The organism is Bordetella genomosp. 12 (genome assembly GCF_002261355.1).
Lineage (GTDB): Bacteria > Pseudomonadota > Gammaproteobacteria > Burkholderiales > Burkholderiaceae_B > Bordetella.
Window position 1 is genome coordinate 1,819,099 of the sequence record NZ_NEVU01000003.1, and the last position, 19,781, is coordinate 1,838,879.

At 65.0% G+C, this 19,781-nt stretch carries 16 protein-coding genes; 4 read left to right on the top strand and 12 right to left on the bottom strand.

The features are described 5' to 3' along the window. Positions 1 to 40: 40 nt before the first annotated feature. The 6 genes from CAL22_RS20535 to CAL22_RS20560 all read right to left on the bottom strand — a co-directional run bounded on the left by CAL22_RS20535 (position 41) and on the right by CAL22_RS20560 (position 6,072). Complete coding sequence (locus tag CAL22_RS20535) at positions 41 to 676, bottom strand: DUF502 domain-containing protein (protein ID WP_094816402.1); 636 nt, start codon at positions 674 to 676, stop codon at positions 41 to 43. A 2-nt stretch (positions 677 to 678) separates the two neighbouring features. Continuing rightward, entirely contained in the window at positions 679 to 999 is a 321-nt protein-coding gene (locus CAL22_RS20540) for an FmdB family zinc ribbon protein (protein ID WP_094816404.1), read from the bottom strand. Positions 1,000 to 1,170: 171 nt separating this feature from the next. After that, the gene (locus CAL22_RS20545) at positions 1,171 to 2,451 is read right to left on the bottom strand and encodes a putative Na+/H+ antiporter (RefSeq protein WP_094816406.1); all 1,281 of its coding nucleotides are present in this window, start codon (positions 2,449 to 2,451) and stop codon (positions 1,171 to 1,173) included. A 93-nt stretch (positions 2,452 to 2,544) separates the two neighbouring features. Continuing rightward, positions 2,545 to 4,167, bottom strand: a complete 1,623-nt coding sequence (locus tag CAL22_RS20550) for a GMC family oxidoreductase (RefSeq protein WP_094816408.1) — start codon at positions 4,165 to 4,167, stop codon at positions 2,545 to 2,547. A 216-nt stretch (positions 4,168 to 4,383) separates the two neighbouring features. Then, entirely contained in the window at positions 4,384 to 5,310 is a 927-nt protein-coding gene (gene dapA, locus CAL22_RS20555; protein WP_094816410.1) for a 4-hydroxy-tetrahydrodipicolinate synthase, read from the bottom strand. A 273-nt stretch (positions 5,311 to 5,583) separates the two neighbouring features. Next, on the bottom strand, positions 5,584 to 6,072 hold the full coding sequence (locus CAL22_RS20560; RefSeq protein WP_094816412.1) for a GAF domain-containing protein: 489 nt from the start codon (positions 6,070 to 6,072) through the stop codon (positions 5,584 to 5,586). Positions 6,073 to 6,209: 137 nt separating this feature from the next. Between CAL22_RS20560 and CAL22_RS20565 the strand changes: the two genes are divergently transcribed. The 3 genes from CAL22_RS20565 to CAL22_RS20575 all read left to right on the top strand — a co-directional run bounded on the left by CAL22_RS20565 (position 6,210) and on the right by CAL22_RS20575 (position 9,123). Further along, complete coding sequence (locus tag CAL22_RS20565; protein ID WP_094816414.1) at positions 6,210 to 7,409, top strand: PLP-dependent aminotransferase family protein; 1,200 nt, start codon at positions 6,210 to 6,212, stop codon at positions 7,407 to 7,409. A 76-nt stretch (positions 7,410 to 7,485) separates the two neighbouring features. Next, positions 7,486 to 8,409, top strand: coding sequence for a 4-hydroxybenzoate octaprenyltransferase (ubiA, locus tag CAL22_RS20570; protein WP_094816836.1), 924 nt, complete (start codon positions 7,486 to 7,488; stop codon positions 8,407 to 8,409). 333 nt (positions 8,410 to 8,742) lie between these two features. Beyond that, on the top strand, positions 8,743 to 9,123 hold the full coding sequence (locus CAL22_RS20575; protein WP_094816416.1) for a DUF4148 domain-containing protein: 381 nt from the start codon (positions 8,743 to 8,745) through the stop codon (positions 9,121 to 9,123). A gap of 132 nt (positions 9,124 to 9,255) precedes the next feature. On the opposite strand, the gene glcC is transcribed toward CAL22_RS20575, so the two are convergent. Beyond that, complete coding sequence (glcC, locus tag CAL22_RS20580; RefSeq protein ID WP_094816418.1) at positions 9,256 to 10,029, bottom strand: transcriptional regulator GlcC; 774 nt, start codon at positions 10,027 to 10,029, stop codon at positions 9,256 to 9,258. Between the two features lie 195 nt (positions 10,030 to 10,224). On the opposite strand from glcC, the gene CAL22_RS20585 reads away from it, so the two are divergent. Then, complete coding sequence (locus CAL22_RS20585) at positions 10,225 to 12,396, top strand: malate synthase G (RefSeq protein WP_094816420.1); 2,172 nt, start codon at positions 10,225 to 10,227, stop codon at positions 12,394 to 12,396. 54 nt (positions 12,397 to 12,450) lie between these two features. On the opposite strand, the gene CAL22_RS20590 is transcribed toward CAL22_RS20585, so the two are convergent. From CAL22_RS20590 to CAL22_RS20610, 5 genes are all read right to left on the bottom strand, one after another. Beyond that, entirely contained in the window at positions 12,451 to 13,524 is a 1,074-nt protein-coding gene (locus CAL22_RS20590) for an ABC transporter ATP-binding protein (RefSeq protein ID WP_094816422.1), read from the bottom strand. Then, positions 13,517 to 15,286: an ABC transporter permease gene (locus CAL22_RS20595; protein WP_094816424.1), complete on the bottom strand. Its 1,770-nt coding sequence runs from the start codon at positions 15,284 to 15,286 to the stop codon at positions 13,517 to 13,519. Before CAL22_RS20595 ends, CAL22_RS20590 begins: the two co-directional genes overlap by 8 nt. Before the next feature lie 90 nt (positions 15,287 to 15,376). Beyond that, a complete protein-coding gene (locus tag CAL22_RS20600; RefSeq protein WP_094816426.1) occupies positions 15,377 to 16,471 on the bottom strand; it encodes an ABC transporter substrate-binding protein in 1,095 nt (364 codons plus the stop codon). A 115-nt stretch (positions 16,472 to 16,586) separates the two neighbouring features. Further along, positions 16,587 to 19,076 carry a sensor histidine kinase gene (locus CAL22_RS20605; RefSeq protein WP_094816428.1) on the bottom strand — a complete coding sequence of 830 codons (2,490 nt, stop codon included), beginning with the start codon at positions 19,074 to 19,076 and terminating at the stop codon, positions 16,587 to 16,589. Beyond that, a complete protein-coding gene (locus CAL22_RS20610; RefSeq protein WP_094816430.1) occupies positions 19,063 to 19,734 on the bottom strand; it encodes a response regulator transcription factor in 672 nt (223 codons plus the stop codon). The genes CAL22_RS20605 and CAL22_RS20610 overlap by 14 nt, the downstream gene beginning before the upstream one ends. Positions 19,735 to 19,781 lie beyond the last annotated feature (47 nt).

The window sequence follows — 19,781 nt, forward strand, 5'->3', positions numbered from 1 at the left end:
CGGGATAACTCCGTTGATAGGCTTGAAAGCGCAAAAAAGGTTAAGGCTCGGCGCGAGGCGCCTCTGCCGGTGGGTGGGGGTGCGTGCCGGTGATGTCCGGCGGCGCCACGACACCCATGGAAACGATGTACTTCAGTGCCGCATCGACCGTCATATCCAGATCGATGACCTGATCGCGCGGCATCATGAGAAAAAAGCCCGACGTCGGATTGGGCGTCGTCGGCACATAGACACTCAGATGCTCGCCCGGCAGATACGAGGCGACCTCACCGCTGGGCGCGCCGGTCAGAAAGGCGATGGTCCATGAGCCGGCGCGCGGATACTGAATCAATACCGCCTGCCGGAATGCCCGGCCATTGGGCGCCAGGATGGTGTCGCTGACCTGTTTGACCGAGTTATAGATGGAGCGTACCAGCGGAATGCGTCCAAGGATACGCTCCCACTGATCAAACAGGCTGCGGCCCAACAGATTGGCGGCCAGCACGCCGGTCAACAACACCACGGCGATCACCAGCACGAAGCGAAAGCCCGGTATGTCGATGCCGAACAGGGATTCGGACGACAGAAAGCCAGGGACAAAGCCTTCGAGCGTGGCCACCAGCAGACCCAGCACCCAGATCGTGATGGCCAGCGGCACCCAGATCAAGAGGCCGGCGATGAAATACCGCTTGAACACGATCAGGTCGTCGAGCCGGAGGTCGAGGTCGATGCCGGGGCTGCCGGCGTGCTGGCCGGCGCGCTGGCCGCCGAGCTGTCGGCCGCCGGGCTGCTGCTTTCGGCCGCAGCGGACTTGCCGGCGGGGGCATTGCCCGAGCTGTTATTGCGGAAATCGGTCACGTACCAGCCCGAACCCTTGAGCTGAAAACCTGCGGCGGTGACCTGCTTGGTGAAGCTGCTCTTGCCGCATTCCGGGCAATCGGTCAGCGGCGCGTCGGAAATCTTCTGCAGAACGTCTTTGGCGTAACCACAGCTGCTGCACTTGTAAGCGTAAATAGGCATGAATGAGGACTCCCAGCCTCACTGGCGAATCAATCCGGCCCGGTCGGCCCGGCGTCGGATACGCGGCACCGTCCAGGCTCAGCCGAAAAAATACGGGAAAGTCTTGAATTTTAGCGGTTTTTCCGGCGGACTCCGGCGCCTGCCGGCGCAGGCGCCGATGATATGGCCCTTTTATACCGGCAAGAGGAACATCCCGGCGGCCACCAGCGTGGGAACCAGGGCCGCCAGAAAGAGTTTCCCCGAGGAAATACTGCCATCGGGGAAGGTGTTCTTCAGCAGGGCGAAGCCGGCCGGATTGGGCGCGTTGGCAATGACGGTCAAGCCGCCGCCGGTCACCGCGCCAGCCACCAGCATGTAACGCCACGCGGGGCTGCTGCCCTCGACCAGAGATCCCAGATAGGTCAGCGCGGCATTATCGGTGATGGCCGTCAGAGCCGTGGCCCCCCAGAAGAGCACCGTGGGCTGCAACCCGCCCAGCAGATCCTGCAACCACCATTTTTGCAGGCCGCCCAGCACTACCAGCCCGGCCAGAAAAAAGCCCACCATGAGGCCTTCCTTGATGAGCAGGCGGTTCTGATGGCGCTTATAGGCCTCGGAAAACCCGATGAACATCATCATCAGGCCGAGGAAGACGGCCGGATGGTGAGCGGTGAGCACCACGCCGATCAGAAAGAGCAGATGCACGGCGATCACCAGCGCGGGCACGGGCGCGCGGGCACTGTCGACCCCGGCCACCGCACTGGCGCGCGAACCCTGGCTGCTGGCCAAGAGCGCCTGACGGCAGATCACGGTCAGCACCGCGGCGTTGATGCCCACGGCCACCGCGGCGCGCCAGCCGAAATGCGAGGCCATGAAGGCGGTATCCCAGCCAAACGTGGAGGCGACCATGAGCACCGGCGGCGCGGCGTATGACGTCAGCACGCCCCCGATGGACACGTTGACGAACAATACGCCCAGGGCCAGATACTTGAAGCCGGCATGGCCATGCACCCTGAAGTAGCCATCGCGCAGCAGCAGCGCGGCCAGCGTCATGGCGGCCGGCTCGGTGATGAATGAGCCGCCCAGCGGCACCACCGACATGACCACGAAGAACGTCGCCAGCTCCCGGCGCACCGGCAGCAGCCGCGCCAGCGCGCGCACCACCATGCCGACCAGCTCCAGAATGGGCCGGCTCGACGCCACCACCATGATCACGAAGACGAATAGCGGCTCGGTGAAATTGCGCGTGTCCATGTAATGCACGGCGGCCTGGCTGCCCTGCATCGCGGCCATGATCACGATGAGCACGAATGCCCACACGCCAAAGACCGCCTCGACCTCGGACAGCAAATGCCACAGCCCGGCATGCGCCCCATTGCGATGCGCCAGCCGGGCGAATACCGGCACGGAGAAAGTGTGCAGCACGGCCACGGCGAATAGCGCGGTGGCGACGATTTCAATAGGCTGGATCATGCGGCGGCGATATCGGAGCGGCCTGCCGGCAGGCCGGCGCGGCAAGGGAGATTCGAGCGGTGCAATATAGCGCAGGCCGCTGCGCGCAGGGCCTCAAACACGAGCACGGCGCACCATGTCCGCCCCCTTCTCGGCGATCATGATGGTCGGCGAATTGGTATTGCCCGAGGTGATGGTGGGCATGATGGAGGCATCGATCACGCGCAGCCCCGTCACCCCGTTGACGCGCAATTCGGGATCGACGACAGCTGCCGCGTCGCTGCCCATGCGGCAGGTGCCCACCGGATGGAAGATGGTGGTGCCGATCTCGCTGGCCGCCCGCGCCAGATCTTCGGCGCTTTGCGCCTGCGGGCCGGGCTTGTACTCCTGCGGGCGATAGCCCGCGAGCGCCGGCTGGGCGACGATGCGGCGCGTCAACCGAATGCTGTCGATCGCCACTTGGCGATCTGCTTCCGTGGAAAGATAGTTGCACTGGATCTCCGGCGCGGTTTGCGCGTCCGGCGAGACAGCCCGCACACTGCCCCGGCTCGTGGGTCGCAGATTGCACACCGATGCCGTGAAGGCCGCGAACGGATGCAGCGGCTCGCCAAAGCGCTCGAGCGACAACGGCTGCACGTGGTATTGCACATTGGCGCGCGGCTGCGCGGCATTCGAGCGCGCAAACGCCCCCAGTTGCGAAGGCGCCATGCTCAGCGGCCCGCTGCGCGACCACGCGTATTGCGCGGCCATCATGGCTTTGCCCCACCACTTGCCGGCGATGGCATTCAGGGTCTTGGCATTGGAAACCCGATAGATCAGCCGCAACTGCAGATGATCCTGCAAATTGCCCCCGACCTCAGGCGCATCGTGCACCACCGGCAGCCCCAGGCTGTGCAACTGAGCGCCTGGCCCCACACCCGAGACTTGCAGCAACTGCGCCGAGCCGATGGCGCCGGCCGCCAGCAGCACCTCGCCGCGCGTTTGCGCCACGCGGCGCTGCCCATCCTCGGCGATGAACTGCACACCGACGGCTCGTCGTTGCTCGAACACGATGCGCTCGGCGCGCGCGCCGGTCATCACATGCAGATTGGGACGCTTGCGCGCGGGCCGCAGAAACGCCTTGGCCGACGTCCACCGCACCCCGCTGCGCTGATTGACCTCAAAGTAATCGCAACCTTCGTTGTCGCCCTGATTGAAGTCCCGGATGGGAGCGATGCCCGCTTGTGCGGCCGCATCCCGGAAGGCATCGAGCAAATCCCAAGACAAGCGCTGGCGCTCAACCCGCCACTCGCCGCCCGCGCCATGAAAATCACTGGCGCCGGCATGGTGATCCTCGCAGGACTTGAAATAGGGCAGGACCTCATCCCAACTCCAGCCGGTGTTGCCCATGGCGGCCCAGCCGTCGTAATCGGCGCGCTGCCCTCGCATGTAAATCATGCCGTTGATGGCCGAGCTGCCGCCCAGCACGCGACCGCGGGGATAGCCCAGGCTGCGGCCGGCCAGGCCCGGATCGGCCTGGGTGCGGTAGCACCAGTCCGTGCGGGGATTGCCGATGCAATACAGATAGCCGACCGGAATGTGTATCCAGTGCCAATTGTCCTTGCCACCGGCTTCGAGCAGCAGCACCCTGACTGCCGGATCCGCCGACAGCCGGTTGGCCAACAGGCAACCGGCTGAACCCGCTCCCACGATGATGTAATCGAAAACCAGGTCATTCGTACCGGCGGGCGCGGTCATGGCTAGTGAGTCTCCGTAATTTTGATCTGCGACGCGTGCGTCTTTGTGCGGCATTTGTAGACCAGCCAGCCGCCGCTGCCAACCCGTATCGTCCCCATTCGCCCGGCGGCATGCCCTGGCCCCGCGCGCGCCGGTAAGCCGATGCAAGCGCTCACTCACCGGCCGGGCCTTGCTGTGACTCGCTGCCGCCACGGCAAGGCCCGGCCGGCCCGGCGCTTACACGCCGGGATAACGCCGTTCCAGTTGCGCCACCGCCGCCTCGAGCTGCATGATCAAGGCCAGACTGGCCGGGGCCATCGGCGCACGCAGGGATTCGCGCATCAAGCCTTGGCGCGCCAGCAAACCCTTCAACGGGGCCGGATTGGGTTCGGCAAAGAGCAGCCGGATCACGGGCGCCAGCGCATGGTAGATCTGCCGGGCCAGCGCGACCTGTTGCGCTTGTATGGCCTGGTACAGGGCCACGAAGAGATCCGGCCGCACGTGCGCCGCCGCGGCGATCAAACCACTGCCTCCCATGGCCAAGGTAGACAAGATCTGCATGTCTTCGCCGGCCAGCACCTGCAGCCGGCCTTGCGCGATCAGCGCCTGGGTCTTGTCCAGCGAGCCGCCGCAATCCTTCACGGCGCGGATATTGGGGTGCTCGGCCAGGGCCAGCAAGGTGGCCGTTTCGATCTGCGCCCCCGTGCGATAGGGGATGTCATAAAGAATCAGCGGCACCGATGAGGCATCGGCCAAGGTGCGAAAGTAATCGGCCAGCCCGGCCTGGCCCGGGCGCACGTAGTACGGCGCGGGGGTCAGCAGCCCGGCCAGCGGGCGCGAGGTGAACACAGCCTGCCGGCGCAGCACATCACGCTGATGATTGCCCGCCAGGCCCATCACCACCGGCAAGGGACCGGCTTCGTCCAGCACCGTGTCCAGCACCGCCAATTGCTCGGCTTCATCCATGGCGGCGGCCTCGCCGGTGCTACCGCACACCACCACGCCATCGATGCCGGCCTGGCGGTACTGGCGCATCAGGCGGCGCAACGCGAACAGATCGGGGCCGTCTTCATGAAACGGCGTCACCAGCGGCAGCCAGACGCCATGAAAGGACACAGGGGTGGCCACGGGTGTGGCGGATTGGGTTTGCACTACGGTCGACATGGGTCACTCCTTCGGTATAAGCCCGTGCAGAAGTGCGATGTCGAGAAGGAGAGGGATTGCGCAGGGGATGCGCAGCCGGATCTGCCGCTGTTCCGTCGCCCATCTGACGGAACAGCATGCTCCGGTCAGATGAGCCGCTGTTTTTTGGATTTCAGGCCGAACGCCGCCACCGCGCAGCAAGCGCGGAAAATGCGAGCGGAGTAACGGGCCTGGGACATGAAAACAGGAAAAGGAAATTTGCGGGACTGAATCTACGCTGCGTCCCGCCCGCTGTCAACGCGCCAGGCTATCGAGATAGACCTGGCACAAGGCCTGCATGCCGTGCCGGTCAGCGTCGTCGAAGCGCCCGACAACGGGGCTGTCGACATCCCAGACGCCCAGCAACTGGCCGTCGCGCACCAGGGGCACGACGATCTCCGAGCGCGACGCGGCATCGCAAGCGATATGGCCGGGAAAGGCGTGCACATCGGGCACGACCTGCGTCTGGCGCTGGCTGGCCGCCGCGCCACACACGCCGCGCGCCAGGTCGATACGCACGCAGGCCGGTTTGCCTTGGAACGGCCCGAGCACGAGTTCGTGGCCATCATAAAAATAAAACCCTGCCCAGTTGATGTCCGGCAGCGCCTGCCAGGCCAGCGCAGCCAGATTGGCGGCGTTGGCGATGCGGTCATGCTCGCCGGCCAGCAGGGCCTGCGCCTGCGCGACCAACTCGCGATAGAACTGGGGTTTGGATGCAGTCGAAAGGGAAGCGGCCTGGAACATGGGGGCTGGTGTAACTAAAATTAACTGTACCGGAAGAAATCGTGCCTGGTGATTTTAGGCCCACGCCCGGGCACGGTAGCTGCGTGTGCAACAATAAATGCGCAAGCACGTTTCCATCCTTTCTACAAGCTCCCTCCATGGACAAGCCCTTCGAACCCGCGTATTCCTTCTCGGAACGCGCCCAGCAACTGACCAGCTCTGCCATCCGCGAAATCCTCAAAGTCACCGAGCGGCCCGAGGTCATTTCTTTCGCGGGCGGCCTGCCGGCCCCCGGCGGTTTCCCGGTAGAAGTGGTACGCGCTGCGTTCGACAAGGTGCTGGCCACCAATGGCCGCGCGGCCCTGCAATATGGTCCGACCGAAGGCTATGCCCCCTTGCGCCAATGGGTCGCCGAGGACCTGAACGCGGCCGGCGCCCACGTCACCGCGGACCAGATCCTCATCGTCTCCGGCTCGCAGCAGGCGCTGGATCTGCTGGGCAAAGTGCTCATCGACAAAGACAGCAAAGTGCTGGTCGAAGACCCCAGCTATCTGGGCGCGCTGCAATCCTTCAGCCTGTATCAACCCTGCTATGTGCCGGTGCCCACGGACGAAGGCGGCCTGATCCCCGAAGCGATCACGCCCGAGCTGGCCGCCGGGGCACGCTTCCTGTACGCCCTGCCCAATTTCCAGAACCCGACCGGCCGCACGCTGAACCGCGCCCGCCGCGAAGCGCTGGTCGCGCGCGCCGCGGAGATGGGCCTGCCCATCATCGAAGACGATCCCTACGGCGACCTGCGCTATGCCGGCGAACCGCAACCCGGCCTGCTGGCCCTGGGTACCGCGGTCGGCGCCACAGTGATCCGCCTGGGCACCTTCTCCAAGGTGCTCGCGCCCGGCCTGCGCCTGGGCTATATCGCGGCCCCGCGCGCCATCATCGACAAGCTGGTGCAAGCCAAGCAGGCAACCGATCTGCATACGCCCACCCTGACGCAGATGGCCGTCTATGAAATCGTCAAGGACGGCTTCCTGCAAGAGCACCTGCCCAAAGTGCGCGAAATCTATCGTACGCAGGGCCGCTGCATGATGGAGGCCATCAAGCGCGAATTCCCGGCCGGCGTGAGCTGGACCGTGCCCGAGGGCGGCATGTTCCTGTGGGTGACGCTGCCCGAGCACATCGACAGCGCCACGTTGCTGGCCGAGGCCGTGGCACAGAACGTGGCCTTCGTGCCCGGCGCGCCGTTTTACGCGGGCAAACCGCAGGCCAACACGCTGCGCCTGAGCTTCGCCACGGTGCCCGAGAACAAGATCAACACCGGCATCGCCATCCTCGGCAAGCTGCTGCACAAATACGTCTGAGCCTGCGGGCATGCGGTATAGTCGGGCGCGGCGGTCATCCGCCGCGCCCTTCTTTTTTCCACCGACCGTGCCCGCCGTGAATACCCAAGCTACCCGCCCGACCGACCTGAGTGACATCGTCTTTGACGACTGGGTCGAACGGTGGCTGCCGCGTTCCTGGCGGCCCTATGCGCGCCTGTGCCGGCTCGACCGGCCCATCGGCACGTGGCTGACGCTGCTGCCGTGCATCGCGGCGCTGGTGCAAGCCGCCGGCGGGCTGCCCGACCTCAAAAGACTCATCGTCTTTTCGCTAGGCGCCCTGCTCATGCGCGGCATCGGTTGCACCGTCAACGACATGTGGGACCGCGACATCGACAAACATGTCGAGCGCACGCGTTTCCGGCCGCTGACCAGCGGCCAGCTCTCCATGCGCCAGGCTGTCGGGTTTCTGCTGACGCAGTTGCTGGTCTGCGCCTCGCTGCTGTTTTTCATCAACGATCTGAGCCGCTGGTGGGCACTGGGTGTCTTGCCCTTCGTCTTCATCTACCCCTTTTGCAAGCGGGTCACGTATTGGCCGCAAGCCGTGCTGGGCGTGTGCTTCAACTGGGGCATGCTCATGGCCTGGACCGACACGCAGAACCATCTGCCGCTGGCCGCGGTGGCGATGTGGCTGGGCGCGGTGCTCTGGCAGATCGGGTATGACAGCATCTACGCCTATGTCGACGTGCGCGACGACCTCAAGCTGGGCCTGCACTCCACGGCCATGCGCTTCGGCGCGCAGGGCAAGGTCTGGATCAGCGGCTTCTACCTGGCCGCCGCGCTGCTGTGGACCTGGGGCGGCTACGCCATGGGCATGGGTGGCGCCTATTTCGTCGGCATGGCGGCGGTCGCCGCGCATCTGGCCTGGCAATTGGTCATCTTCGATCTGCAGCGTCCGGACCGCAACTTCATGCTGTTTCGGGCCAACCTCTGGACCGGCGCGCTCTTGATCGCCTCGGCGCTGGCCGGCACCCTGCTCTGAACCCGCTTCGCGGGTCCGCCAACGGCCCGCCCGGCGGCATTGCCCGCGCCCCTTAACTCTCCTGCTTTCTGCACGCGCCCCGAGCGCATCCGCCGCGCCGTCCTACGGCTGCCGGCGGCGGGTCCGCTCGTCTGTCACACCTGGTTAATTCCCGCCATCAATGGGATTGTCCCTGTTTATAAATATTGATTACTCGTGAAAATGGAATAATGTTTTCTGTTATCTAGGGTTTATCCTAGGGCGCAATAGGCAGAGAATGAATTCACCGGGAAACAAACAGAGGCAGCAACATCCGCCCCAGTTTCGATCCTCGATCAACACGGAGGAATTACCATGAAGTCGCTCGCTACTGCTGTACTGCTTTCCATGACTGTGATGGCCGGTGCCCAAGCCGCCGACGTCGAGCCCAGCCGCGCCCAGGTGCAGGCCGAACTCGCTCAGGCCAAGGCCGATGGTCAATACACCTTTGGTGAAGAAGCCTACCCCGCCGCCATCGTTGAACACGGCGCGCTGTCCTCGGCCCAGGTTCAGGATCAACTGGCTCAGGCCCAGAATGAAGGCCTGGTGACCACGGCCAATCTGGACTATCCGCCCGTTGCCGATACGGTCGACAGCCACGTCAGCCGCGCCCAGGTGCGCTCCGACCTGGCTCAAGCCAAGGCTGAAGGCCTGGTGACCTACGGCAACCTGGACTACCCGCCCCAGAACGGTTGATCGGCCGCGCCGGCATCGCCCCCGCCCCGGCGCACTGATTTCCCAAGGTCGACGCCCGCCTCGTGAGCTGCGCAAGCAGCCCGCCTGGCGGGCGTAGGCCATCTGGGCCGGCCGTGCCGGCCCGCGCCTGGCTCAGGCCCAGCCCTCCAGCCGCAGCGTGGCGCGCACCAGCCGCTCGCCTTCCTGTTCGATCTCATTGAGGCTCTGCCGCACGCTGTCCACATGCTCGGTGGCGGCCTTGTGTGCCTGATCCGGCTGGCGCGCCATCACCGCATTGAACAAGCGCGTGTGCTGCCGGTCGATCTGCCGTTTGTGCGGCTCGCGGTGATAAAGGTTGTTCACACAGGCGAAGACCGACCCCAGCATCAGATCGGTCAGCGATTGCAGGGTGTGGACCAGCACCGGATTGTGCGAGGCTTCGCAGATAGCCAAATGAAACGCATGGTCCAGGTGGGCATGGGTCGCGCTGTCGGTGGGCCGCAGATGAGCGGCCACCATCGCCTCATAACGGCGCCGGATCAGAATGAAGTCCGCCTCGGTGCCCCGGATGGCCGCCAGACGGGCCGATTCACCCTCGAGCAACGCACGCACCTCCAGCAGGTCATAGAGCGTGCGGGGTTGGGAATGAAACAGATGCACCAGCGGGCCGGCATCCACCTTGGCGATCTGCGCCACGAAAGACCCCCGGCCCTGTTCCGTCCGGATGATGTGCCGCGCGCGCAGCAACTGCAGCCCTTCGCGCAGCGCCGAGCGCGATACCCCCAGCTTTTCGGTCAGCCGGCGCTCGGATGGCAGGAGCTGGCCGGCCTTGAGCACGCCATCGACGATCAATTGCTCTATGCGCTGCGCCACACCCTCGCCCACCGGGCGCCGCTGGCCAGCCTCATCAATCTGTAGGTTGCTCACTGGTATGACCAGTTCCCGCCCGCTTCCGGTTCGGGACTCCATGAACGTTCAAGCAACTGAAATAAAACCATAAAAAAGTTTTTCGCACCAATATGGCAGCGCACAAACTGGTATGACCAGTGGTTCTGGATATGGACAGCGCCGATTCCAGGCCCGATGATCTGCCTATCTCTTTTGACTTTGCAGAGCGACTCCATGACCGAACGCATCGCCGGCCTGCAGGTAGCGGCCCCCCTTTTCCAGTTCATCGAAACAGAGGCCCTGCCGGGCAGCGGCCTGGACAGCAAGGCTTTCTGGGAAGGCTTTGCCGCCCTCATCCAGGAGCTGGCGCCGCAGAACCGCAAGCTGCTGGCCGAACGCGACCGCCTGCAAGCCGAACTGGACCAATGGCACCGCGACCAACCCGGTCCGGTCCGCGACCCGGCGGCCTACCGCGCGTTTCTGCAAAAAACCGGTTATCTGCAGCCCACGCCGGCCGCGGTGCGCGTGCGCACCGAAAACGTCGATGACGAGATCGCCCGCCAGGCCGGCCCGCAACTGGTCGTGCCCATGTCCAACGCTCGCTATGCCCTGAATGCCGCCAATGCCCGATGGGGCAGCCTGTACGACGCGCTTTACGGCACCGATGCGATTGCGGATAGCGCAGGCCCGGCCGGTACGGCCTACAACCCGCAACGCGGCCGCGCGGTCATCGAGCGCGCGCGCGAGTTTCTCGACACCGCCGCGCCGCTGGCGCGCGGCTCGCATCGCGCCGCCACCGGCTATTCCCTGCGCGGCGGCCAACTCATCGTCAGCACCGCCGAAGGCGACACCGCGCTGAAGCAGCCGAGCCAGTTCCAGGGCTATCGCGGCGAGCCCGCCGCGCCCACGGCCATTCTGCTCAAGAACAACGGCCTGCACTTCGAGATCCAGATCGACCGGCAGCACGCCATTGGCGCGACCGACCCGGCCGGCGTCAAAGATGTCCTGATGGAAGCCGCGCTGACCACCATCATGGACTGCGAAGACTCCGTGGCTGCGGTCGACGCCGAAGACAAGACACACATCTACCGCAACTGGCTGGGCCTGATGCGCGGCGACCTCACCGAGTCGGTCAGCAAGAACGGCCAGACCTTCACCCGCCGCATGAATCCGGACCGCGACTATCTCGCCGCCGATGGCAGCGCATTCTCGCTGCCCGGGCGCTCGCTGCTGTTCGTACGCAACGTCGGCCACTTGATGACCAACCCGGCCATCCTGGATCGCGACGGCCGCGAAATTCCCGAAGGCATCCTGGATGCGGTCGTCACGGCCCTGGCCGCGCGCATCGACCTCAAACAGCAACGCAATTCCCGCAAGGGCTCGATCTACATCGTCAAGCCCAAGATGCATGGCCCGGCCGAAGTCGCCTTCGCCGACACGTTGTTCGCCCGCGTCGAAGACCTGCTACAGCTCCCGCGCCACACCCTGAAGATGGGCATCATGGACGAAGAGCGGCGCACCAGCGTCAACCTCAAAGCCTGCATCGGCGCGGCGGCCGATCGGGTCGCCTTCATCAACACGGGCTTTCTGGATCGCACGGGCGACGAGATGCACACCGTGATGCACGCCGGCCCCATGATGCGCAAGGGCGACATGAAATCCAGCGCCTGGATCGCGGCCTACGAAAGCAGCAATGTGCTGGTGGGCCTGGATTGCGGATTGCGCGGCCGCGCCCAGATCGGCAAAGGCATGTGGGCCATGCCCGATCTGATGGCCGCCATGCTCGAGCAGAAGATCGCCCATCCCAAGGCCGGCGCCAATACCGCCTGGGTACCCTCGCCCACCGCGGCCACGCTGCACGCCCTGCACTACCATCAAGTCGATGTCCAGGCCGTGCAGCAAACCCTCGAGAAGACGCGCCTGGCCGACGTGGCCGATGGTTTGCTCACCGGCCTGCTGACCCTCCCGGTGGGCGACCCCAGCGCCTGGAGCCCTGCCGACATTCAGCGTGAACTCGACAACAATGTCCAGGGCATCCTGGGTTACGTCGTGCGCTGGGTCGATCAGGGCGTGGGCTGCTCCAAGGTCCCCGACATCAACAATGTGGGCCTCATGGAAGACCGCGCCACCCTGCGTATTTCCAGCCAGCATATCGCCAACTGGCTGCTGCATGGCGTGGTCAGCCATGAGCAGGTCGAGCAAACCTTCCAGCGCATGGCGGCCGTGGTGGATCAGCAAAACGCGGGCGACCCGCATTACCTGCCCATGGCGGGCAATTTCGATCGCTCTCAAGCGTATCAGGCAGCCATCGCCCTGGTGTTCGAAGGGCTCGAACAACCCAACGGCTATACCGAACCGCTGCTGCATCGCTTCCGCCAGGCCTTCAAGGCCGAGCACACGCGCTAGCCCCCCGCATGCCCCACGCATCAGGCCGCTGACGCGGCCTGATGCAGCCAGGCCTTAGCCGCGCGGGAACACCCACAGACTGTCGGCGGGCAGGGAAAGACGATACTTGCCGGCCTCGCGCCCCTGCGGCCCATATGCCCGCAGCGACAGGCCCTCATGTCCGCCCGCCCGGAACAGATACTCCCAGCGGTCGCCCAAATACATGCTGGTCGTCAGCGGCAGATCCAGATGGTTGCCGTCGGCGTCATCCTGCAGCCGCAATTGCTCCACGCGGATCACCGCCGTGGCGGGCTGCCCGGCCGCAACCCCTTCGGCGGCTCGTCCCCAAAGCGACCAGCCCGGGCCTTCGATGCGGGCACGGCCATCGCGCAGCTCGGCCACATTGCCTTCCAGACGATTGTTGCTGCCCATGAATTCGGCGGTAAACAAGGTGGCCGGCGAGCTATACATTTCCTGCGGCGTACCCTGCTGCTCGATCCGGCCGTTGTTCAACAACAGAATGCGATCGGAGATCGCCATCGCCTCGCTCTGATCGTGGGTGACCATCAGCGCCGACAGCCCGAGGCGCACGATGAGCTCGCGCAAGAAAGCCCGCGCTTCCTCACGCAACTTGGCATCCAGATTGGACAGCGGTTCGTCCAGCAGAATGACCGGCGGGCTATAGACCAGCGCCCGGCCGATCGCCACGCGCTGTTGCTGCCCGCCGGAGAGCTGATGCGGATGCCGCTGGCCCAACTTGCCCAAGCCGAGCTGCTCCAGCACATCGCCGACACGCTGGCGAATCTCGGCGCCGGGCACGCCACGCAGCTTCAAGGGGTAGGCCACGTTGTCATAGACCGTCTTGTGCGGCCAGAGCGCATATGACTGAAATACCAGGCCCAGATTGCGGTCCTCGGCCGGCACCTCCTGGCGGGCCGCGCCGTCGTAGACCAGGCGCTCGCCGATGCGGATGCGCCCGGCCTTGGGGCCTTCCAGGCCCGCCACGGCGCGTAGCAAAGTGGTCTTGCCGCTACCCGAGGGGCCGAGCAAAGAGACCACCTCGCCCTGGCGCAAATCCATCGACACCCCTTTGAGCACGGGATTGTCGCCGTAATCGAGGTGCAGATCTTCGACGGAAAGTTCAATCATGAAGTTTGACTCCGAAACGCAGAGCGACGCCCAGGCCCACGACGACCAGGACGATATTGATGAAGGAAAGCGCAGCCACGATGTCGATGGCGCCGGAGGCCCATAGCGACACCAGCATGGAGCCGATGGTCTCGGTGCCCGGCGACAACAGATACACGCCGGTGGAGTATTCGCGCTCGAAAATCAGGAACATCAGCAACCACGAGCCGATCAGGCCATACTTGGCCAGCGGCACGGTCACATGGCGGGTGACCTGGGCGCGCGACGCGCCCGTGCTGCGCGCGGCCTCTTCCAGCTCGGGGCCGACCTGCAGCAAGGTGGACGAAATCAAGCGCAGCCCATAGGCCATCCACACCACGGTATAGGCCAGCCATACGCTGAAAATCGTGCTGCGCATCGCACGCAGCCATTCGATGAAGTTCTCGCGCAGCCACTCGGCAAAGGGCAATGCGGACAGCCAGCCATCTTCGAGCGCATTGTCCAGCCACATCGGGACAAACAAAAACACCCACAGAAAAGCCAGGCCCGCCAACAAACCGGGTACCGCGCGCGGCACGAGCACGCTGTAATCCAGAAAGCGCGTCACGTTATCGGGCTTGCGATGCATGGCCAGGCCGATGAAGAGATAGCAGAACACGGCCAGCGCGCCGCCAAAGACGCCGATGGCCACCGAGTTGATGATGGCGCGAATCAGGTTGCTCTGCGAGAACACGGTGCGAAAAGCGTCCAGCGACAGCACGTCCAACAGCGACACGCCCATGCCCCAGTTGGACACGAAGGCCCGCAGCAGCACGCCGATCAAGGGCACGATGATGGTGACCAGCAACCAGAACGCCACCACGCCGCCGGCCAGCCAGCGCCACCGGCCCAGAGGCAGCGGTCGCGGGCGCGAAGCCTTGCCCTTCATGGTCACGAAACGATTGGCGGTGCGCATCAAGCGGCGCTGCAGCATGACCAGCGGGATGGTCATCGCAATCAACACCACCGCCACCGCCGCCATCAGGTGATAAGAGGGAATGCCCAGTTTGTTGGTGAGCTTGTACAGATAGGTCGCCAGCACCAGATTGCCCTCAGGGTCACCCAGCACCAACACCAGCCCGAAGACTTCCAGCCCCAGAAAAAACAGCAACACCGTGGCATAGAGCATGGCCGGACGCACCATGGGCAGACTGACGGAGGTCATGACGCGCAGCGGCGAGGCGCCACAGACGCGCGCGGCCTCCTCGACATCCGAGCCCATGCTGCGCAGCGCCGACGAGATATACAGATAGGCGTGGGGCACATGGGTCAAGCCCGCGATGATGACGATGCTGGTCAGCGAATAGATATTCCACGGCACCATCCCCAGCACCTGCTGCACCCACAGCGAGAAAAACCCCACCGGCCCGGCGGCGACCACGTAGCCGAAGCCCAGCACCATGGGCGAGACAAACACCGGCACCAGGATGAGCGGCTCTATCCAGCGGCGGCCCGGCAAGTCGGTGCGGACCATGAGAAAGGCCAGCATGCCGCCCAGCGGAATCGCGATGGCGGCCAGCCCGAAGGCCAGAATGAAGCCGCTCTTGAGCGCCTTGTAGAAATCAGGGTCGTCAAAGATGAAGTGAAACGCCCCCAGGCTGAACTGCTTGCTGGGAGAAAAGAACGGCGCCGACAGAAAGCTCTGGACGATGATGAACGACAAGGGCACATAAATCGCCAACGCCGTAAGCAGCACGACGACGCCGCGCGGCAGGGATTGCCATTTTCTGCGCAATGACTGCATGGAAGATCCTGTCTTCGGGTAAAGGATGGCCCGCAGCGCCAGGGCGCGGGCCTGCGGGCGGGCTGACGGGCCCGCCCTTGCGGTGCCGCCTTACTTGGCTGCGGCCGCGCGCCACTGCTTGATGAAGTCCAGGCGCTTGTTCTGTTCGAGGTACTCGAGCAGGCTGTCATTGACCGGAATGGGCTTGAGCGCCGAACCGAGCTTCTTGGTCATGCCATCGACGTCGTTGTCGCCATCGATGTCATCACGGATGGAGGCCATTTCGGCGCGATTGGCCACGATGTCCTGGCCCTTCTTGGACAACAGATAATCCATCCACAGCTTGGCCGCGTTCTTGTTCTTGGCCTTTTTGCTGATGAACGCCACGCGCGAGAGCACCAGCGCGTAATCCGTCGGGTACACAATGCCCAGCGAGGCATCGTTCTTGGCGCGCGCCTCGGCATACGAACCCAGGATGTTGTAGCCCACCAGGTTCTCACCCGAGGACACGCGCTCCATCATCGTGCCGGTGGAAGACTGGACCACCAGACCGCCTTTAGCCGTGTCGCGCAGCGTATCGAAGTAATGCGGGTCATTGGCCTTGTCCTGCACGGCCAGCATGAAGCCCACGGCGGACTTCTCGATATCGTAGGTCGTGACTTTGTTCTTGAACTTGTCCGGCTGGCTGGCAATCAGCTTGGCCAGTTGCGCATGCGTGCTCGGCACTTCGTTCTGCGGAATCAGACGCTTGTTGTAGATGAAGACGGCCGGCTCATACGTCGTCCCATAGGCCGAGTCCTTCCAGACCGCCCACGAGGGCAGCTTGCCCGCCTCGGCCGAACGGTACTGCAGCGCATAGTCGACCGCCAGCTTCAGCGCCGAATCCATCGACGAGCTCCAGACCACGTCACCGCTGCCGCTGCCCGAGGCCTGCTCGCTGATGTAGCGGTTGTACAGCTCGGTGCTGTTCATATCGTTGTATTCGACCTTCACACCCGGAAAGGCGGCCTCGAAGCCGGCAATGATGGGCGCGGCGGCCTTGGTGTCGGTCGTGGAGTAAATCACGACCTTGCCCTCTTTCTTGGCTGCGTCGATGATCTTCTGATAATCGGCGGGATAGCCCTCCGGCACTTGAGCGCAGGCCGCGCCGGCGGCGAGCGTGAAGGCGGCCGCCATCGTGGCGGCCAAGCATGACTTGGCAAACATGGCTGTCTTCTCCGTTGGAATGATGAAGCTGGCTCTTGGTCCAGCCTGCGTGCATCTTAGGTTTGGCAATCTGTCGGCGTCCTGTCACCGCGCCCGCCTGCCCATCAGGAAAACCCTAGGGCCGGGCGGCTTTCGCCGCGACCTCAGGCGTATCCGTCACCAAACGCAGCCATGTCTGCACGAAGCGGGAATGACGTTGCTGATCCAGGCCGACCAGCAGCGCCGGACTCAGAACGATGGGCTGCACGATGCCGCGCGCGCGCGCCTGGATGGCATCCGCCGTCCAGGGCCCCGGCGTGCCTTGCACGATCGCGCCCAAGGCCGCATGATTGGCGGCGACTTGCTGGCCGGCCGGCGACAGCAGCCAATCCACCATGGCGCGCCCCAGATCGGGATTGGGCGCGCTGCGCGCAATCAGCACCGAGCGCGCCAGCACCGGCACATAGTCCTGAGGCAGCACCACGCCGATCGACTCGCCCGCGGCCTGGCGCGCCAGCGCATACGATCCCAGCAGGTTGTAGCCCAGGTCGATCTCGCCGCGCCCGATGGCATCGAGCAATTCCCCGGTGGTCGGCGCCAAGCGCACACCGACCCGCCCCAGCGCGTTGGCCAGACCCCAGAAATTGGAAGACACCAGCTCATCCTGCTCCGCCAGGACATAGCCCACATTGCTGATGGCGATATCGTAGGTGGCCACGCGTGCGCGCAAGCTCGCGCCCTCCTGCTCCAACAGACGCAACAAGGCACGCCGCGTATGCGGCACCGTCTCCTCCGTGAAGCGCTTCGGGTTGTAGACGATGACAGCGGGCTCGAACGTGAATCCGTAAACTTCATCGCGCCAGACTGCCCACGACGGCAGGCGGCTTGCATAGGGTGAGGCATAACTCAGGGCATAGCCGTCGTTGGCCAGGCGTATCTGCAGATCGGGCGCCGAGCTGATCAGAACGTCGACGTCTTTGAGCCGGCCGGCCACGGCTTCCTCATAAAGTTCGCGGCTATTCATCTCGCGGTACACCACGGTGACATCCGGTCGCTCGGACTGAAAGCCAGCAATGAGCGGACCGATGACGGGCGTGTCGGTCGGCCCGGCCACCGTGAGCACCCGCGAGGTGGGACGCGGCGCGGGATAGCGGGTTTCCGCGATGACATTGGCCGCCGGCACGGGATGCGGCCACAGCGCGCTGCCCAGCAACAACCCGGCCAGCGCAACGGCCGCCAGCCGGGCCGGGCCGCGCGAACGCGCCATCGGCAGCACGACGCGGGCCTGCAAGCCGCCGCCTGGCCTGTCCTGCAGCCACAGCGAGCCTCCGTGCGCCTGGGCCACCGACCGCACGATGGCCAGGCCCAGGCCCGAGCCGGGCTGATCGCTGGCGCCACGCTCGAAACGCTGCTGCACACGCTCTCTGTCGGCCGCAGCGATGCCGGGCCCACGGTCCAGCACCGTCAGCGCCACCCGATAGGCCGCCACCGGCGTGACCTGGATTTCGACCGGCGACTGCGGCGCATACCGCAACGCGTTATCGACCAGATTGCGCAACATCTCGCGCAACGCGACGCGGTCGCCCATGACTCGAGCGCGCCTGACCTGCGGGGCGATGACGATACGCAGGCGCTGCGCGTCCAGCGGCCCGATGCGGCGGCGCGTCTCGTTGACGGTTTCGGCCACGCCGACGGCGGCGCGCTCACCGCGCCCCAATCGATGCGCGATCGTCGCGTCCATCAAGAGCTGATTGATCAACTGGCTGGCCTGGGTCGCGTTCTGATGGATGCGGCCCACGCGCTCGCGCAACCGCGCGGCATCCTGCTCTTCGAGCGCCACTTCGGCCTGGGCGCGCAGCGAGGCCAGCGGCGTGCGCACCTGGTGCGCCGCATCGGCCACCAGGGTATTGAGGCTGCCCATCATGGTCGAGAGACGGGCCATGAATGCGTTCAAGGCTTCGGCCAGACGCCGCACTTCGCTAGGCACCGGCGCACGCAAGGGAGCCAGGTCATCGGGCTCGCGATGCCGCAACTCGCGCTCGACCACGGCCAGCGGCGCGAAGGCGCGCTGGATCCCGAACCACAGCAAGGCCAGGGCCACCGCCACCACCGCCAGCAGCGGCCACAGGCTGCGATTGAGGATTTCCGCGGCCAGCGCGTGGCGCGAACCCAGCGTCTCGGCCACCCGCACCGTCACCCAGCCCGCATGCTGGCTGGCCGAGACCAGCCGGCCGACGGTGGCCACCCGGATCGCCTCATCGTGATAGCGCTCGTAGGCAAAGCGCGGCACCGCCGAATCGGCCAGCGGCAAGGCCGGCGCCAGATCGGCATAGCCGGTGATCGCGCGCCCGCTGCCATTGAGCACCTGATAGAACACCCGTTCGCTGACGGGCAACATGGCCAGAGAAGAAAACGGCGGCTCGACGGTCACCCCGTTATCGTCGATCTGCACCGACCCGGCGATGGTCAGCGCCGAGGCCGCCAGCAAGCGGTCGAACGCCTGTTCGGCCGCCCGGCTGCCGTAGGCGCGCAAAAAGAAAAACAAAGCGATCGAAGCGCAGGCCAGCGACAGCACGGCCAGCATGAACACCCGCCGGCGGATGGAAAAACCGTCATGCCGGCGCATCGGTGCGCGCCTGGTAACCGACGCCTCTGACCGTGACGATCTCGATACAGGCCGCCGCGAGTTTCTTGCGCAAGCGCGAAATCAGCAGTTCCAGCGCGTTGAGCGACACATCCTCGGCGTCGAACAGCTGCGCCATCAGGCGCTCCTTGGCCACCGTCTGCCCTTGCCGGGTCAAGAGAATCTCCAGCAACCGGAACTCGCGCCGCCCGAGCTCCAGCAACTGCCCGTCCAGCGTCACCGTGCGGCCTGACATATCCAGGCTCAGATTGCCCAGCACCACCACGCTGGAGGTCTGGCCCGACGGACGGCGCATCAGCGCACGCAGACGCGCCTCGAGCTCTCGCAGATCGAAAGGCTTGACCAGATAATCGTCGGCGCCCAGATCGAGCATATCGACTTTATCCTCGATCTCGGCACGCGCCGTCATGACCAGCACCGGCGCTTCTAGGCCGCCGGCCCGCCACGATTTGAGCACCGCGTAGCCATCCTTGCCGGGCAGCGTGATATCCAGCACCAAGGCGTCCCAGGCTTCGGCCGCCCCCCATTGCTCCGCGGCCAGGCCATCGCGCACCCAACGTACGCTATGCCCGGCGTTGCGCAGCTTGCTCTCCACGGCATCGCCCAGGTCGGGATTGTCCTCGACCAGCAGAATGCGCATGTCTCCTCTCTTTTTTCTTTATTCGCACCGGCGCAGTGTAGCCGCCC

What these genes read in the sequence shown, in the direction of transcription:
- CAL22_RS20585 (WP_094816420.1), top strand. Translation starts at nt 10,225, where the DNA reads ATGACCGAACGCATCGCCGGCCTGCAGGTAGCGGCCCCCCTTTTCCAG.
- CAL22_RS20560 (WP_094816412.1), bottom strand. Translation starts at nt 6,072, where the DNA reads ATGTTCCAGGCCGCTTCCCTTTCGACTGCATCCAAACCCCAGTTCTAT.
- CAL22_RS20610 (WP_094816430.1), bottom strand. Translation starts at nt 19,734, where the DNA reads ATGCGCATTCTGCTGGTCGAGGACAATCCCGACCTGGGCGATGCCGTG.
- dapA (WP_094816410.1), bottom strand. Translation starts at nt 5,310, where the DNA reads ATGTCGACCGTAGTGCAAACCCAATCCGCCACACCCGTGGCCACCCCT.
- CAL22_RS20595 (WP_094816424.1), bottom strand. Translation starts at nt 15,286, where the DNA reads ATGCAGTCATTGCGCAGAAAATGGCAATCCCTGCCGCGCGGCGTCGTC.
- CAL22_RS20590 (WP_094816422.1), bottom strand. Translation starts at nt 13,524, where the DNA reads ATGATTGAACTTTCCGTCGAAGATCTGCACCTCGATTACGGCGACAAT.
- CAL22_RS20600 (WP_094816426.1), bottom strand. Translation starts at nt 16,471, where the DNA reads ATGTTTGCCAAGTCATGCTTGGCCGCCACGATGGCGGCCGCCTTCACG.
- CAL22_RS20540 (WP_094816404.1), bottom strand. Translation starts at nt 999, where the DNA reads ATGCCTATTTACGCTTACAAGTGCAGCAGCTGTGGTTACGCCAAAGAC.
- CAL22_RS20605 (WP_094816428.1), bottom strand. Translation starts at nt 19,076, where the DNA reads ATGCGCCGGCATGACGGTTTTTCCATCCGCCGGCGGGTGTTCATGCTG.
- CAL22_RS20565 (WP_094816414.1), top strand. Translation starts at nt 6,210, where the DNA reads ATGGACAAGCCCTTCGAACCCGCGTATTCCTTCTCGGAACGCGCCCAG.
- CAL22_RS20545 (WP_094816406.1), bottom strand. Translation starts at nt 2,451, where the DNA reads ATGATCCAGCCTATTGAAATCGTCGCCACCGCGCTATTCGCCGTGGCC.
- CAL22_RS20575 (WP_094816416.1), top strand. Translation starts at nt 8,743, where the DNA reads ATGAAGTCGCTCGCTACTGCTGTACTGCTTTCCATGACTGTGATGGCC.
- CAL22_RS20550 (WP_094816408.1), bottom strand. Translation starts at nt 4,167, where the DNA reads ATGACCGCGCCCGCCGGTACGAATGACCTGGTTTTCGATTACATCATC.